This window comes from Rhizobium sp. Leaf371 (assembly GCF_001424045.1).
GTDB lineage: Bacteria > Pseudomonadota > Alphaproteobacteria > Rhizobiales > Rhizobiaceae > Ferranicluibacter.
Map to the genome: position 1 here is coordinate 58,069 of NZ_LMQB01000012.1, position 14,944 is coordinate 73,012.

13 protein-coding genes are annotated in these 14,944 nt (G+C 66.6%); 7 read left to right on the forward strand and 6 right to left on the reverse strand.

The window, feature by feature from the left end:
* Nucleotides 1-10: 10 nt before the first annotated feature.
* The 5 genes from ASG39_RS08305 (at nucleotide 11) to lpxK (ending at nucleotide 4,506) form a co-directional block, all read left to right on the forward strand.
* Nucleotides 11-826, forward strand: a complete 816-nt coding sequence (locus ASG39_RS08305; protein ID WP_062594560.1) for a 3'(2'),5'-bisphosphate nucleotidase CysQ — start codon at nucleotides 11-13, stop codon at nucleotides 824-826.
* Between the two features lie 77 nt (nucleotides 827-903).
* The gene (locus ASG39_RS08310) at nucleotides 904-1,131 is read left to right on the forward strand and encodes a DUF4170 domain-containing protein (RefSeq protein ID WP_062594561.1); all 228 of its coding nucleotides are present in this window, start codon (nucleotides 904-906) and stop codon (nucleotides 1,129-1,131) included.
* 154 nt (nucleotides 1,132-1,285) lie between these two features.
* Entirely contained in the window at nucleotides 1,286-2,599 is a 1,314-nt protein-coding gene (gene waaA / locus ASG39_RS08315; protein ID WP_062594562.1) for a lipid IV(A) 3-deoxy-D-manno-octulosonic acid transferase, read from the forward strand.
* Between the two features lie 66 nt (nucleotides 2,600-2,665).
* Nucleotides 2,666-3,436 carry an HAD family hydrolase gene (locus ASG39_RS08320; protein ID WP_062594563.1) on the forward strand — a complete coding sequence of 257 codons (771 nt, stop codon included), beginning with the start codon at nucleotides 2,666-2,668 and terminating at the stop codon, nucleotides 3,434-3,436.
* Nucleotides 3,436-4,506, forward strand: coding sequence for a tetraacyldisaccharide 4'-kinase (gene lpxK / locus ASG39_RS08325; protein ID WP_062594564.1), 1,071 nt, complete (start codon nucleotides 3,436-3,438; stop codon nucleotides 4,504-4,506). The genes ASG39_RS08320 and lpxK overlap by 1 nt, the downstream gene beginning before the upstream one ends.
* Nucleotides 4,507-4,533: 27 nt before the next feature.
* Here the strand turns inward: lpxK and ASG39_RS08330 are convergent, their stop codons facing one another.
* Together ASG39_RS08330 and mutL are read right to left on the reverse strand one after the other, a co-directional pair.
* Entirely contained in the window at nucleotides 4,534-4,788 is a 255-nt protein-coding gene (locus ASG39_RS08330; protein WP_062594565.1) for a DUF2093 domain-containing protein, read from the reverse strand.
* A 118-nt stretch (nucleotides 4,789-4,906) separates the two neighbouring features.
* A complete protein-coding gene (gene mutL, locus ASG39_RS08335) occupies nucleotides 4,907-6,778 on the reverse strand; it encodes a DNA mismatch repair endonuclease MutL (protein WP_062594566.1) in 1,872 nt (623 codons plus the stop codon).
* 405 nt (nucleotides 6,779-7,183) lie between these two features.
* Here mutL and ASG39_RS08340 point away from each other — a divergent pair, with 405 nt between their 5' ends.
* Together ASG39_RS08340 and ASG39_RS08345 are read left to right on the forward strand one after the other, a co-directional pair.
* The gene (locus tag ASG39_RS08340; RefSeq protein ID WP_062594567.1) at nucleotides 7,184-8,992 is read left to right on the forward strand and encodes a response regulator; all 1,809 of its coding nucleotides are present in this window, start codon (nucleotides 7,184-7,186) and stop codon (nucleotides 8,990-8,992) included.
* 177 nt (nucleotides 8,993-9,169) lie between these two features.
* Nucleotides 9,170-10,654, forward strand: coding sequence for an EAL domain-containing protein (locus ASG39_RS08345; RefSeq protein ID WP_244481181.1), 1,485 nt, complete (start codon nucleotides 9,170-9,172; stop codon nucleotides 10,652-10,654).
* Between the two features lie 78 nt (nucleotides 10,655-10,732).
* Here the strand turns inward: ASG39_RS08345 and ASG39_RS08350 are convergent, their stop codons facing one another.
* From ASG39_RS08350 to ASG39_RS08365, 4 genes are all read right to left on the reverse strand, one after another.
* A complete protein-coding gene (locus ASG39_RS08350; protein ID WP_082477071.1) occupies nucleotides 10,733-11,353 on the reverse strand; it encodes a PRC-barrel domain-containing protein in 621 nt (206 codons plus the stop codon).
* A gap of 215 nt (nucleotides 11,354-11,568) precedes the next feature.
* Complete coding sequence (locus tag ASG39_RS08355; RefSeq protein ID WP_062594568.1) at nucleotides 11,569-13,296, reverse strand: IlvD/Edd family dehydratase; 1,728 nt, start codon at nucleotides 13,294-13,296, stop codon at nucleotides 11,569-11,571.
* 118 nt (nucleotides 13,297-13,414) lie between these two features.
* Nucleotides 13,415-14,287: an SMP-30/gluconolactonase/LRE family protein gene (locus ASG39_RS08360; protein WP_062594569.1), complete on the reverse strand. Its 873-nt coding sequence runs from the start codon at nucleotides 14,285-14,287 to the stop codon at nucleotides 13,415-13,417.
* Nucleotides 14,284-14,937, reverse strand: coding sequence for a 2-dehydro-3-deoxy-6-phosphogalactonate aldolase (locus ASG39_RS08365; RefSeq protein WP_062594570.1), 654 nt, complete (start codon nucleotides 14,935-14,937; stop codon nucleotides 14,284-14,286). Before ASG39_RS08365 ends, ASG39_RS08360 begins: the two co-directional genes overlap by 4 nt.
* Nucleotides 14,938-14,944: the final 7 nt, after the last annotated feature.

The following is a 14,944-nucleotide window of genomic DNA, read 5'->3' on the forward strand; positions in this document are numbered from 1 at the left end:
AAGGAAGCCCATGAACGCCGACCATCACCCGCCGGATCAGTGGACCAGGGATCTGGACCTGATCACAACGGCAGCGATGGCCGCCGGCGAGAAGGCCCTGACCTATTTCCGCAAGAATCCCGACGTCCGCTACAAGAACGAGGACCGCTCGCCGGTGAGCGAGGCGGATTACGCGGCAAACGACATCCTGAAGGAGCGCCTGCTCTCGGCCCGGCCCAATTACGGCTGGCTGTCGGAGGAGACGGACGACGACGAGGCGCGGCTCGGCTGCGACACGGTGTTCGTGGTCGATCCGATCGACGGGACGCGCGGGTTCATCGCGGGCAAGGACGTCTGGTGCGTCAGCGTCGCCGTCGTCCACAAGGGCCGGCCGGTCGCCGGCGTCCTCTACGCGCCGGCCCTCATCGAGCTCTATCAGGCAAGGGACGGCGTGGAGGCCCGCCGCAACGGCGTCGCGATCCGGGTTTCCAGGCCGGTTGCCGGCCAGCCGCTGCGCTTCGCCATCGCCGAGGACCTGCTGCCCAAGCTCAAGGCCGGCTATGGCAAGGATGTCGCGCGGGTGTCCCACGTTCCTTCGCTGGCCTATCGCATCGCGATGATCGCCGATGGCCGGATCGACGGGACGGTGGTCAAGAAGAACGCCCACGACTGGGATCTTGCCGCAGCCGACCTGATCCTGCAACAGGCCGGCGGCGTGCTTGCGGGCCTCGATGGCCAGCCTCTGACCTACAACCGCCCGAGCGTGCGCCACGAGGTTCTCTGCGCCGCCGCGCTGCCCGCTCTGCCGGCCCTTCTGGAGGCCTCGGCCGGTCTGCACGGGCATTGACCTTTCCGGCGGGATGCCGCACATCACCAGTCGATGAGCGCGCGACAAGACGAAGACTTAGACACAAAGAGGCAAACATGACGGACAAGAAGCAGCTGTTGCACCTGGTTTTCGGTGGCGAGCTAAAGACGCTGAAGGACGTGGAGTTCCGCGATCTCGACAAGCTCGACGTGGTCGGCATTTTCCCGAACTACGAGAGCGCACTGCTTGCATGGCGCGGCAAGGCACAGGCGACGGTCGACAACGCGCATATGCGCTACTTCATCGTCCACATGCACCGCCTGCTCGACCCAGGCCAGCTCTGATGGTTTCGGGCGGACGCGGCATGCGCGTGTCCGGGCCGTCGCGTCCCGCCCGTCGGGGTCCGGCCGGCAGAAACCGCGCCGCCAGAAACCGCGTCGCCAGTCCGGCCGGGCATGACGATCGTAGGATGGCCTGGTTCCCTGTGGATTGCGCCCCATGACGCGCGTCTTCGCGCGCATGGCTCTCTCGGGCTATCGCTGGGTCGGAACGGCCGTCTATCCGCTCGTCTGGTCGTATCTCGCTCTGCGCGCCGCGCGCGGCAAGGAAGACCGGGCGCGCCGTCAGGAGCGCTACGGCTTTCCCAGCGCGGCCCGGCCGCAAGGCCCGCTCGTCTGGTTTCATGCGGCAAGCGTCGGCGAAACCGTTTCCGTCGTGCCGTTGATCAAGGAAATCCACCGCCGCGGCATCGCCGTCGTGCTGACGAGCGGCACCACCACCTCGGCCCGCGTCGTGACCGAGCGGCTGGGCGATATCGCCATCCACCAATACGTGCCGCTCGATTTCAAGCCGTCCGTCTCCCGCTTTCTCGACTACTGGGAGCCGGACCTCGCCATCATCGCCGAGAGCGAGATCTGGCCGATGACCATCATGGAACTCGGCAAGCGCCACATTCCGCAAATTCTCGTCAATGGCCGCCTGTCGGATCGCAGCTTCGCGCGCTGGAAGAAGCGGCCGAACCTTGCCGACGCCATCTTCGAGAACCTCGCGCTCGTGATCGCCCAGTCCGAGGCCGATGCCGAGCGGTTCAGCACGCTCGGCGCCTTGCCCGTGATGGTCTCCGGCAACCTCAAGGTCGATACGGACGCGCCGCCGGTCGACACGGCCGTGCTGCGCCAGTATCGCCAGCAGATCGAGGGCCGCAAGACCTGGGCGGCGATCTCCACCTTCGAGGGCGAGGAGGCTGCGGCCGGCTCCGTGCATCTGGCGCTGAAGGAGCGCAACGCGCTTCTGACCATCATCGTGCCCCGCCATCCCGAGCGCTGCGAAGCGATCGAGGCCATGCTGGTCGGCAAGGGGCTGACCGTCGCGCGCCGCACCCGCAACGATCCGGTGACGGCGGAAACCGACGTTCTGCTTGGCGATACCGTCGGCGAAATGGGCCTCTATCTCCGCCTCACCGATGTCGCTTTCGTCGGCCGGTCGCTGTTCGGCGAGGGCGGACAGAACCCGATCGAGCCGGCCATGCTCGGCTGCGCCATCCTGTCGGGCGGCAATGTCCAGAATTTCCGCGAGACCTACCAGGCGCTGGCCAAGAACGGCAGCGCCAAGATCGTCCGCGATCCCGAGATGCTGGCCAAGGGCGTGCACTATCTTCTGACCAATGACGAGGTCCGCCGCAAGATGATCGAGGCCGGCCAGGAGGCCGTGCACGAAATGCGCGGCGCGCTGTCGGCAACCATCCGCGGGCTGGAGCCCTACATCAACCCGCTGACGGTGAAGGCGCGCCTGTTGCCGCGCGACGATGTCTAGCCCGGACGTTGCCGTCATCCGCGTTTCGAAGCCTGCGCGTTTCAAATCCTGGGGAAGACCGCCGAGATGATCAAGGCACCGCATCCGATACCCATCACCGGCATCCTCTTCGACAAGGACGGGACGCTGCTCGACTATGCCAAGAGCTGGGTGCCGGTGAACTATGAGATCGCCCGCATCGCCTCGCGGGATGACGCAGACCTCGGCGCGACGCTGCTGCGTGCCACCGGCATGGACCCGGAGACCGGCGTCGTCACCGCCGACAGCCTGCTTGCCGCGGGCAATACCGTCGAGATTGCCGAGGGCATGGTGGAGGCTGGCGCGGCCTGGACGCGCGAGGCCCTGACCTCGGCCCTCGACGAGCTTTTCTCCCGCTCCGCCGCCTACGCCGTGCCGGTCACCGATCTCGCCGCGCTGTTTGCGACGCTGCGCGCGCGCGGCTACAAGCTCGGCGTCGCCTCCAGCGACAACGAGGCCTCCATCCGCCGCACGGCCGAGCGTTTCGGCTTCGCGGACTGCCTCGATTATGTCGCGGGCTATGACAGCGGCTATGGCGTCAAGCCGGAACCCGGCATGGTCTACGGCTTCTGCGCCGCCACCGGGCTCATTCCCGACGAGGTGGTCGTCGTCGGCGACAACAATCACGATATGCATATGGGGCGAAGCGCGGGCGCCGGCCTCACCGTCGCGGTCCTCACCGGCACCGGCTCGCGCCAGTCGCTCGCTGCGGCCAGCGACCATTGCCTTGCCGATATCACCGAGCTTCTCGCGCTCCTCGACCGGCATCCGCCTGCCGAGGCGGGCGAGGGCGAGCCGTTGAACGAAGCCGCAGTCTGATGGTCTCGGAAGCGCCGCCCTTCTGGTGGGAAAAGCCCGGCTGGGCCGCGCGGGCGCTGAGCCCTGTCGGCTGGGTCTATGGCCGCATCGCGGGCCGCCGCATGGACCGCGCCCGCCGCTGGGCCGCGCCCGTTCCCGTCCTCTGCGTCGGAAACTTCACCGTCGGCGGCGCCGGCAAGACGCCGACCGCGATCGCGATCGCCCGGGCCGCCATCGCCCGCGGCCTCAGGCCCGGCTTCCTCAGCCGCGGCTATGGCGGGTCGCTGGATGTGACGACGCTGGTCGATCCCGATCATCACCGGGCGCAGGAGGTGGGCGACGAGCCGCTGCTGCTCGCCCGCGCCGCGCCCACCGTGATCTCGCGCAAGCGCGTCGAGGGCGCGCAGCGGCTGGCGGCGGCCGGCGTCGATCTCATCATCATGGACGACGGCTTCCAGAGCGCGCGCCTCGTGTTCGATTATGCGCTGCTCGTCATCGACAGCCGGCGCGGCATCGGCAACGGCCATCTCGTGCCGGCAGGCCCGGTGCGCGCGCCGCTCGGCCACCAGCTGCGCCATGCGTCCGCGCTCCTGAAGATCGGCCGGGACGCGGCCGCCGACCCGGTGGTCCGAACCGCGGCGCGGGCCGGCAAGGCGGTGTTCGTGGCCGATATCGTGCACGAGGACGACGGCTCGCTGAACGGCCGGCGCGTGCTCGCCTTCGCCGGCATCGCCGATCCCCAGAAATTCTACCGCACGGTCCGCGCGACCGGGGCGGAGATCGTGACGAGCCGGGATTTCCCGGATCATCATCATCTGGACGAAGACGAAATCGCAGCCCTGCTGGACGAGGCCGAAGCCGCCGGGCTCACTCTGGTGACGACGGCCAAGGACCGGGTGCGTCTGGACACGGGCCGTCTGGACACGGGCCATGGTGCCGGCCATCCGGCAAGCCGCGTCGGCGACCTCGCGCGCGCGGTCCGCGTCATCGACGTCGAGATCGTCTTCGACGATCCCGCGGCCCCCGACAAGATGATCGACGCCGCCCTGGCCGCTGCCCGCAAACGGCTGCTCCGCCGCAGCGGCGGCTGAAGCCGGGCGTCCTTTCCAACGGATCGGTCAGGGTGTAACGGACACCTGTGCGCCGGCCGTCTGGCCGGGGAGGATGCCCGCGCGCTTGTCGGCATCGAAGGCCGCCTGCGCATCGATATAGGGTTCCTGCCGCGCCACGCTCCAGTAGCGCAGTTCCTCGACCGGGATCTCCCGCCCGGTGATGGCGCAGATGACGAAGGAGCCCGGCAGGATGACGTTGAAGTCGCCATCCAGATATCGGATCTTTGCGAGCCTGTTGCCGCTGCCTTCATACCGGTTCATCGTCTCTGATCCCTTGCTCGCTGCATCCTGGGGTGGTCCAACCCGCAATGCGCCGCTGTAAACCTTCGCCAGCCGTTTTGCCAGCGCTCTTGCACCGGCCGGCCCTTGCCCGTCGATCTCATCCGCTGCGCCCGAACAGGCGCTCGATATCGGCGAGCTTGATCTCGATATAGGTGGGGCGCCCGTGATTGCACTGGCCGGAGCCGGGCGTCGCCTCCATCTGGCGCAACAGCGCATTCATTTCCTCGGGCCGCAGGCGACGACCGGAGCGCACCGAGCCGTGGCAGGCCATGGTGGCCGCAAGTGCCTCCAGCCGGCCGGCGAGGCCACTGGCCGTGTCCCATTCCGCCAGCTCGTCGGCCAATTGCCGGATGAGCCCCGCGGCATCGATTTCCCCGAGCATGGCGGGGGTTTCCCGCACCGCGACGGCACCCGGACCGAAGCGCTCGATGGTCAGCCCCAGCCGCGACAGTTCCTGCGCATGCACCATCAGCCGGTCGCAATCGTCCTCCGCGAGATCGACGATATCGGGGATCAGCAGCGCCTGCGCCGGAAGCGCCTTGGTCGAAAGGCCCTTGCGCAGGTTCTCGTAGACCAGCCGTTCATGGGCGGCATGCTGATCGACGATGACGAGCCCGTCGTCCGTCTGCGCGACGATGTAGTTCTCGTGCAGCTGCGCCCGCGCCGCGCCCAGCGGATGGCTCGGCGAAGGGCTCTCCGTGCCGCCCGTCTCGGGCTCCACCGGCTCCGATGCCATCCGCGCGGACGGCGCAAACGCGGTGAAGGCCGCCTGTGCCGCCTCGCCGAAGCCGCGGCGGTCCGTCTCCAGCGGGCGATACGGCGAGCGCTCCGCGGCCCATGGCGCGGCGGCCGCGTTGCCATACCCGCTTTGGCCACCAGGGCCGGGGAAACCGCGCCCGGCGCCGGATGCCAATCCCATGCCGCCGGCCCCCTCCGGACGGAAGGCGTTCACCAGGCCGCGCGCCCCGAGCGTCGAGGACCGGTCGCCCTCTGCCGCGAGCGCCTGGCGGATGGCCCCGACGATGAGGCCGCGCACGAGACCGGGGTCGCGGAAGCGGACGTCCGACTTCGCCGGATGCACGTTGACGTCCACCAGCGCCGGATCGATCGCGATCGACAGGACGGCGATCGGATAGCGCCCTTGCGGAATGGTCTCGGCATAGGCGCCGCGCAGGGCCGAGAAGATCAGCTTGTCCTGCACCGGCCGCCCGTTGACGAACACATATTGCTGCAGCGAATTGCCCCGGTTGAAGGTGGGCACGCCGGCAAATCCGGTCAGGCGCACCTCGTCGCGTTCCGCATCGATCTCGATGGCGTTGTCGCGGAAATCCCGGCCGAGCACCTGGGCGATGCGCTCCAGCCGATCGTCGCCGGTCGCGGGAAATTCGAGCGTCGTGCGGTCCGGGCCCGACAGCAGGAAGCGCACCCCCGGAAAGGCGATCGCCATGCGCCGGACCACCTCGGAAATCGCCGCCGCCTCGGCGCGCTCCGTCTTCATGAATTTGAGCCGGGCAGGGGTCGCGAAGAACAGGTCGCGCACCTCCACCACCGTGCCGTGGTTTGCCGGCGTCGGCCGCACGGCCTGCACCACGCCGCCATGCACGGCGATTTCGGCGCCGTGGTCGCTGCCGCTTGGGCGGCTCGCGATCGTCAGCCGCGCGACGGACCCGATCGAAGGCAGCGCCTCGCCGCGAAAGCCGAGCGTGCGGATGTCGAACAGGCCGCCGCCGAGCTTGGAGGTGCAGTGCCGGCGCACGGCGAGCGCCAGATCGTCCGCGCCCATGCCGCAGCCATTGTCGACGACGCGCAACAGCGTCTTGCCGCCGCCGGCGGTGGCGATCTCGATGCGGGTCGCTCCGGCATCGAGCGCATTCTCGATCAGCTCCTTGGCGGCGCTCGCCGGCCGTTCGATGACTTCGCCGGCAGCGATCTGGTTGATGAGCGTTTCGGACAGAAGGGTAATGGCCATGGCGCATTCTCCGTCATTCGCAGCGTCCCGCCAAGGACCGGATGCCCGCGTCGCAACGATATCCCCCGCGCGATCCGCGCTTGTGCCTTCACGGTTTCATATTATGGAGGGTTAAGGGTGCATTAAGCCGGCTATGACATTCTGTGTCGGATCATGGCAGCCGCACCGTCGAATCAGGGGCGGGGTGCCGATGTCGAAGGGGACTTGCCGCACCGGCACTGCCGGCGAACACGGACCTGACGCACTGGACGAAAAGATGTCGCAGCCCCGCCCGCTCGTCGGCCGTCGCTGCGCCGGAGCGATCGCGATGCTGACCGCGCGCATCCGGAACAAACGCCACGCCCGGTCAGGGTCGTGACGTCGGCATGTTCCCGTCAATGCCCGTCAAGGACTGTGAGGCCGTGAATGAATGATGTCGCGTCATCTGGCGCACCTGTCCAGCACGCTCTGCTGGAAGCGGTCACGGATGCGCTGGGCCTGGCGATCTTCATCTGCGACCGCAACGATGAATTGATCTTTGCCAGCAAGCCGATACAGCAGTTCTACCCCGTCGAGGACAGGCTTCTTGCCCGCGGCACGCGGCTGCGCGACTTTCTCGGTGCCGTGTTCGATCTCGGCGTCCGCGCCGGCACGGTGACGCAAAGCAGCCGCCGGCGCGTCAATCGCGAGGAATGGATTTCCGAACGCGTCTCCCTGCACTGGCGCGAGCGCTACGACGTGGTCGAGCGCATCGCCCAGCAGCGCTGGATCAGCGTGCGCAAGCGCCGGTTGGCAAGCGGCCTCTGCGTCGTTTCGATGACCGATGTTTCCGAACTGAAGAAGAAGGAGGAGCGGCTCGCGCTCGATCTGGAACGGGCGGAAATGACGGAGGGCATTCTCGACGGCCTGCCCAATCCGATCTGCGTGAAAGACCGCAGCCTGAAATATATCGGCGTCAACAAGGCCTTCTGCGACCTGCACGGCATGACCGCCGATCAGATTCTCGGGCGTTCCGTCTGGGATTTCATCGAGCCGGATCTGGCCGAAAAGTTCGAGAAATCCGATCGCATGGTGCTGGAGACCGGCCGCGACTACAGCCTGCCGGAGCAGATCGTTCGCGCGAACGGCGACGATTGCTGGGTGGTCACGCACAAATACCGCGTTGGCGACGCGCAGCGCGGCCTGCTCGTCACCTGCATGAACGACGTCACCGACGTCGTCGTCGGTTTCGAGGACGGCGCGATTTCGTCGGAGCTGGCACGGAGCCTCGCCGTCAAGCATTATGGCGCGTTCGAACCGGCGCAGAACTGTCATGATCCCTACCGGGCGCTCGACCTGCACGTCCTCGCCCATCCGGCGCGGGCCGCGCCCGAAACGCTCGTACTGCCGGCCGAGCCGCCGAAGGCTGCAAGCGCGGAGACCTGCGGTCGCATTCTCGTGGTGACGCCGGACGTCTTCCGCGAGGCGCATCTCGTCGTGCTTCTCTCGGGTCTCGGCCACGAGGTCTGCGCCCTGCGGTCCGCGTCCGAAGTCACGGCCTTTCTCGATGAAATCCGCACGGAGAAACTCGGCCTCGATCTCGTGCTCCTCCATCCCGCCTTCGCGGCGCTCGCCGATAGGGTCGCGCCCGGCAAGGGCACCGGCGCCGATTCAGGCCCGTCGGCTCTCGTTCTCGATCCGGCCTGGACCGACGAGGCGCTGGAAGAGGCCGTCTTTCAGGCCCTGCAGGCCGGTCCGGCACAGGCGGCACGTGCGATCGAAAACAACGAGCCCGCCGACCTGTTGCAGTCGCCCGCCGACTGGGAAATCGTCCTGCCGGAAGCCGGACGCTCGACCTCCGACATCGATGTCCTCGTTGCCGAGGACAACGACATCAACCAGTTCGTCTTCTCCCAGATCCTCGAAGGGCTCGGCCTGTCCTATCGGATTGCCGCCAACGGCGAAGAGGCCGTGCGGTTCTGGCAGCAGTATCACCCGCAGCTCATCCTCATGGATGTCTCGATGCCGGTCATGAACGGTTTCGATGCGGCCCGCACGATCCGGGCGGCGGAAGCGCGCCTGTCCGTCCGCACGCCGATCGTCGCGGTGACGACGCAGGCGCTCGACATCGATCTGGAACAGGCACGTGCCGCCGGCATGGACGATCACATCGTCAAGCCGATCAGCCCCGACATGATCGAGCGCGTCCGCAACCAGTATTTGAAAAACGGCGCTGACTATCGCCAGCAGCGCTGATACGCTTTTCACGATAGTTGAAGATATACTGCACCCACAAGTACTTAGTCTCCGGATTTATTTGCCTTTATGCAAGTCTCACGAGAATTAGGGATCCCGGCTGTTGCAATTTCTTAATGGTCTGCCACCATGGTCCAAGCGGTCAGCGTGCCGACTGAGATGTGCAGGACCTCCGCGATGGATCAGGACGAAAAGACTTCGCGCCAGAAGGAGCGGTCACGGGTTGCCCCGCAGAGCCGGCCGGCGGTCTATGCGGCCATGTCCCCGCGCGCCGGCGACGTGCCTGCGGAGTATCATCCGTCCGCCCTGCACGACCCCGCCGCGCGATCACGCTATCCCACCGATCTTCATGCCCTGGCCTTCGTCGATCCGCTGACGGGGCTCGGCAATGCCAACCGCCTGCGCGAGACGGTGCGCGAGATCGCGACGGAACGCGCCGCCGATCCCGCACCCTTCACCATCGGCCTTGCCAATCTCGACGGTTTCAAGCCGCTCAACGATCTCTTCGGCCACGATGCCGGCAACGAGATCCTCTGCCAGGTCGCCCGGCGCCTGGAAGCCTGCATGCCGGATGGCTCGACGGTCATCCGCATGGGCAATGACGAATTCGCCTTCGTGCTGCCGCTGGTCTTCGAGCGCAAGGGCGCCGAGCGGATCGGCCATATGCTGAAGGAAGTGCTGCAGGCGCCCTTCGATCTGGCCGAGCGCACGGTCCGTCTCTCCGCCTCCTTCGGCTTTGCGGTCTATCCCTTTGCCGGCGAGGCCTATGACGATCTGCTGAAGAGCGCCGATACCGCCCTCTATCGGTCGAAGCGCCGCGGGCGCGGGCAGATCACCGTCTATTCGCAGGAAATCGCCCAGGAGATGCGGCGCGCGACGCAGCTGGAGCAGGCCCTGCGCAACGCCATCATCGCCGACGAGATCGACGTGCATTTCCAGCCGATCGTCAGTCTCGATACGGACATGGTGGTCGGGTTCGAAGCCTTGGCGCGCTGGTGCGACAGGGATCTCGGCTATGTCTCGCCCGCCGTGTTCGTGCCGCTGGCCGAAGAGCGCGGCTTCATCGATGCCCTTTCGGAAACCCTGCTGCGCAAGGCGGCGGAAGCCGCACTGCTCTGGCCGAAGGAGCTGTTCCTCTCCTTCAACCTCTCCTCCGCGCAGCTCATGGACCTGTCGACCAGCAGCACCGTGCTCGCCATCATCCACCGCGTCGGCCTCGATCCGCGTCGCCTGGAACTCGAGATCACCGAGACGGCGATGATGAGCGATGCCGATATGGCGCAGAAGATCGTCAAGGAACTGCGGGACGCCGGTGTGCGCATCTCGCTGGACGATTTCGGCACCGGCCAGTCGAGCCTCGGGCGGCTGCGCGACTTCACCTTCGACAAGGTGAAGATCGACCGGTCCTTCGTCTGCCGCATCGTCAACGATCGGGCCTCCGAGCACATCATCAAGGCGATCGTCACCATGTGCGACGGTCTCGGCCTCGAGGTTGTGGCGGAAGGCATCGAGGATTTCGCCGAGGCGCTGAAGCTCAAGGGTCTCGGCTGTGGCATGGGGCAGGGCTATTTCTACGGGAAGCCCGCCGATGCCACTGCGACCCTGCGCTATCTGCGCGAGCGCTACCTTCCCACGGACGCCAAGCGTCCAATCGCGATCTGAACGCGTCTCGTCTCTCAGCCGAACAAACGAAAACGGCGGTGCTTTCGCACCGCCGCTCGATAATCCAACTGAAGCGGATTACGGGTTCGTCGTGGCCGGCTGGCCGGCAGGGGCAGCGCCACCGGCGGGCGCCATCGTGTTGTTGCCGGCCGGCGCCATCGGCGTCGTCGACGAGGTGGTGGAGCCGTCGACTGGGGTTGCCGAATTCTGCTCGGCCACCTGGGCGGCCTTCGTCTTGAACTCCGGTGCGGACTTCAGCGTGTCGGCCGTTTCGGTCGTGGTCAGCTTCAGATCGTCGGAGTTCGGGACTTCGGCGACCGTCACCTTGTCGAGCGGTACGGCGACGTTCTTTTCGCCGATGCCGAGGAAGCCGCCGACGCCGATCACGGCTGCTTCGACGGAGCCGTCCTTGGAGAAGATCACATCGTTGATTTCGCCGATGCTTTCATCCGAGGAGTTGTAGACCGACTGGCCGAGATAGGTGCTGGCAGCGATCTGGTCTGCACCCTGTTCGGTGATGTAGTCACCGGAGGAGGCCTGCGTGCCCATCGGTGCGGCTGCGGCCGGTGCCTTGTCGGTTGCCATCGGTGCGGCCGGTGCCGGCTGTGCGGCATCCTGCGCGGAGGCGAACGGTGCGAAGGCGACGATGCCGGCAAAGAGGGCGCCGGCGGCGACGGAAGTAACGAGCTTGTTGGTCATGATGTAACCTTCCTATTCGGTTTCTTCTCGGATCGTGGCGCGGGGTTCAAACACGCCGCACCGGTGATGCTGAGAGAACGGCTCGTCCCGGAAAGTGGTTCCGAAAAAAAATGGCCTGCGGAAAGCGGAACTTTCGGCAGGCCATCTCGTCAATATCGACCGGCCAAATGCTGTGGCCGGCCGTCCAGCGCCCTCAAGCGCCCTCAAGCGATCGATCAGTGGCTCTCGCGGAACACCTCGCTGCCGCTGCCGCCGACGAGGAAATCGAGATCCGCGCCCTTGTCGGCCTGCAGAACCGTATCCTGGTAGAGCTTGTAATAGCCGCGCGTCCATTTCGGCTCGGGCGCCACCCAGGCGGCCATGCGCGCGGCGAATTCCTCGTCCGGGATCATCAGGTTCAATTCGCCCTTCAGCGTGTCGAGACGGATGCGGTCGCCGGTCTTGACGATGGCGAGCGGCCCGCCCGCATGGGCTTCCGGGCTGACATGCAGCACCACGGTGCCGAACGCCGTGCCGGACATGCGGGCGTCGGAGATGCGCACCATGTCGCGCACGCCCTTTTCCACCAGCCGTCGCGGGATCGGCATGTTGCCGACTTCCGCCATGCCGGGATAGCCCTTCGGGCCGCAGCCCTTCAGCACGAGGATCGTGTCTTCGGTGACGTCGAGGTCGGGATCGTCGATCTGCGCCTTCATGTCCTCGATCGTCTCGAACACATGCGCCGGGCCCTCGTGCACCAGCAGGTGCTCGCTGGCGGCCGACGGCTTGATGACGGCGCCGTTGGGCGACAGGTTGCCGCGCAGGATGCGGATGCCGCCGGCCTTGCGCAGCGGATTGTCGAGCGGCCGGATGACGTCGTCGTTGAAGACTTCGGCATCCTTGTAATAATCCGAGATGGGACAGCCGTAGACGGTCGGCGCATCGGCATGCAGCATATCCTGGATGCGGTTCATCACGGCGGGCAGGCCGCCGGCATAGGCCAGATCCTCGATCAGGTACTGGCCGGAGGGCATGCAGTTGACGATGCAGGGAACCTGCGCGCCGACGCGGTCGAAATCGTCGAGCGTCAGATCGACGCCGGCACGTCCGGCGATCGCCAGCAGATGCACGACCGCATTGGTCGAGCCGCCGACGGCCGCATTGGCGACGATGCCGTTCTCGAAATTCTTCTTGGTGAGGATCTTCGACAGGCGCAGGTCTTCGTGCACCATGTCGACGATCCGCTTGCCGGTCATGTGGCTCAGCGCCATGCGGCGCGCGTCGACGGCGGGCAGCGCCGCGTTCAGCGGCAGCGACAGACCCATGGCTTCCACCACCGAGGCCATGGTCGTGGCCGTGCCCATCGTCATGCAGACGCCGGGCGAACGCGACATGCCGCTTTCCGCCGCCATGAACTCCGCCAGACTCATCTTGCCGGCGCGCACATCCTCGGAGAATTTCCAGACGTCGGTGCCGGAGCCGATATCCTTGCCGCGCCATTTGCCGTTCAGCATGGGGCCGGAGGAGACGACGATGGTCGGCAGGTCGACCGAGGCGGCGCCCATCAGCTGGCCGGGCGTGGTCTTGTCGCAGCCGCCGAGCAGCACGACGCCGTCGATGCCATAGGCGCGGATGGCCTCTTCCACGTCCATGGCCAGCAGGTTGCGGAACAGCATGGCCGTCGGCCGCATCTGGGTTTCGCCGAGCGAGGAGACAGGGAATTCGACCGGGAAGCCGCCGGCCTCCCAGACGCCGCGCTTCACGCCTTCGGCGAGAATCCGCAGATGGCTGTTGCAGGGCGTCAGTTCCGACCAGGTGTTGCAGATGCCGATGATCGGACGTCCGTCGAAGGCATGGTCCGGAAAGCCCTGGTTCTTCATCCAGGAGCGGTGGATGAACCCGTCCTTGTCGGTGCCGCCATACCAGTGGCGGCTTCTCAGTTCCCGTTTCTTCTCGTCGCTCATGGAAGCCTCCCTTTGGCGCGGCGCTTCGGCCGTTCCCAAATTGTCCTACTTTTTGTCGTCTCGACTGTAAATCGGCGATGACGCGCTCTCTGTCGAGAGGCGCGCATGCCGGAAGCGGTCAGAGCTTGTAGACGGGCTCGAACCGGCCCTTGACCGCGACGTCGAGCAGGAAGGTCTTGCCGGCATCCGCATCCGTGGAGCGGGCCGCCGCGTCCATTCCCTGCCAGGCCGAGGTGAAGAGCACGCGGTCGGCGCTGCGCCCGACGAAGGCCGGGCAGCTCGGCTGCGTCACGGGCACGCTGTGCCGCGCCACGCGCTTGCCCTCGGGCGAATAGACGTCGATGGCGGAGGCCCCCCAGCGCGCGACCCAGATCAGGCCTTCGGCATCGCACACCGCGCCGTCGAACCCGCCTTCGCTTTCCGGCTCCTCGGCCATCAGCACGGGCGCGCTCGTCGGCAGGCCGGTTGCCGGATCGAGCGCGACGCGCATGAAACGGTTGAGGCCCGTGTCGGAGTAATAGCCGGTGCGGCCGTCCGGCGAAAAGCAGATGCCGTTCGGGATGGTGACGTCGCCGACGATGCGCGTCACGGTGCCCTTGGCGACGTGATAGATCGCGCCGGCGTTCTTTTCGGCGTTCCGGCCCATCGTGCTGATCCACAGCGCGCCCGAGGCATGCACGCGGCCGTCATTGGAGCGGTTGCCGGGCTTGTCCTCGATGTCGGCATATGTCTCGAACGCGCCCGTCTCGGCATCGCGCAGGAACAGGCCCTGATCGCTGGCGATCAGCTGACGCTCGCCATCGACCAGCGCCATGACGCTGGCAAGGAAATTCAGCGGCTGGACACTCTTCGCGCCGCTGTCGAGATGCAGCCCGTGCAGCTCTCGCCCGACGATGTTGAACCACCAGACCGTGCCGGTGGAGGGGTCGTAGACCGGACCTTCGCCCAGTTCCGACGGATTGTCGCTGACGATCTTTGCAGAGGCGCTCATGCGGATGCTCCATAGCCCGATGTTCCATAAACGGCGTCGTAGGCCTTGGTGGTGATGCGGGCGCGGGCGCCGATCTCCGCCGCACTCATGCCGACCTTGTAGATGCTCGACCCGAGGCCAAAACTCTTGATGCCGATCTTGGCATATTCCGCGAAATTCGTCTCCGACACGCCGCCGACGGCCGCGATTTCCAGATCGGTCGGCAGCACCGCGCGGATGGCCGAAATGCCGGACGCGCCGAGCACGCTGGCCGGGAAGAATTTGAGCCCCGTCGCACCGGCGCCCGCCGCCGCCAGCGCTTCCGTCGGCGTGAACACGCCGGGCATGGTCACCATGCCCTTGGAGGCCGCATGCGCAATGACGTCCACATCGACGTTGGGGCTGACGAACAGCCGGCCGCCGGCCTGCTCCAGTTGCTCGACCTGATCCTTCGTCAGCACGGTACCGGCACCGATGAGGCAGTTGGCCGGCGCCGTCTTCACGGCGATCTCGATCGAGCGGAACGGGTCCGGCGAGTTCAGCGGGATCTCGATGGCCGTGAACTCGGCCTCGACGAGTTCCGCAATCGCGGCTTCCGTTTCCTCGGGCTTCAGCCCGCGCAGGATGGCGATCAGCGGATATTTCATGGTGGGAAAGGGAACGCGTGTCATGATGTCG

Coding starts and splice junctions, on each gene's coding strand:
- ASG39_RS08345 (WP_244481181.1), top strand. CDS start 9,170: ATGGATCAGGACGAAAAGACTTCGCGCCAGAAGGAGCGGTCACGGGTT.
- lpxK (WP_062594564.1), top strand. CDS start 3,436: ATGGTCTCGGAAGCGCCGCCCTTCTGGTGGGAAAAGCCCGGCTGGGCC.
- ASG39_RS08320 (WP_062594563.1), top strand. CDS start 2,666: ATGATCAAGGCACCGCATCCGATACCCATCACCGGCATCCTCTTCGAC.
- ASG39_RS08365 (WP_062594570.1), bottom strand. CDS start 14,937: ATGACACGCGTTCCCTTTCCCACCATGAAATATCCGCTGATCGCCATC.
- ASG39_RS08330 (WP_062594565.1), bottom strand. CDS start 4,788: ATGAACCGGTATGAAGGCAGCGGCAACAGGCTCGCAAAGATCCGATAT.
- waaA (WP_062594562.1), top strand. CDS start 1,286: ATGACGCGCGTCTTCGCGCGCATGGCTCTCTCGGGCTATCGCTGGGTC.
- ASG39_RS08305 (WP_062594560.1), top strand. CDS start 11: ATGAACGCCGACCATCACCCGCCGGATCAGTGGACCAGGGATCTGGAC.
- ASG39_RS08360 (WP_062594569.1), bottom strand. CDS start 14,287: ATGAGCGCCTCTGCAAAGATCGTCAGCGACAATCCGTCGGAACTGGGC.
- mutL (WP_062594566.1), bottom strand. CDS start 6,778: ATGGCCATTACCCTTCTGTCCGAAACGCTCATCAACCAGATCGCTGCC.
- ASG39_RS08355 (WP_062594568.1), bottom strand. CDS start 13,296: ATGAGCGACGAGAAGAAACGGGAACTGAGAAGCCGCCACTGGTATGGC.
- ASG39_RS08340 (WP_062594567.1), top strand. CDS start 7,184: ATGAATGATGTCGCGTCATCTGGCGCACCTGTCCAGCACGCTCTGCTG.
- ASG39_RS08350 (WP_082477071.1), bottom strand. CDS start 11,353: ATGACCAACAAGCTCGTTACTTCCGTCGCCGCCGGCGCCCTCTTTGCC.
- ASG39_RS08310 (WP_062594561.1), top strand. CDS start 904: ATGACGGACAAGAAGCAGCTGTTGCACCTGGTTTTCGGTGGCGAGCTA.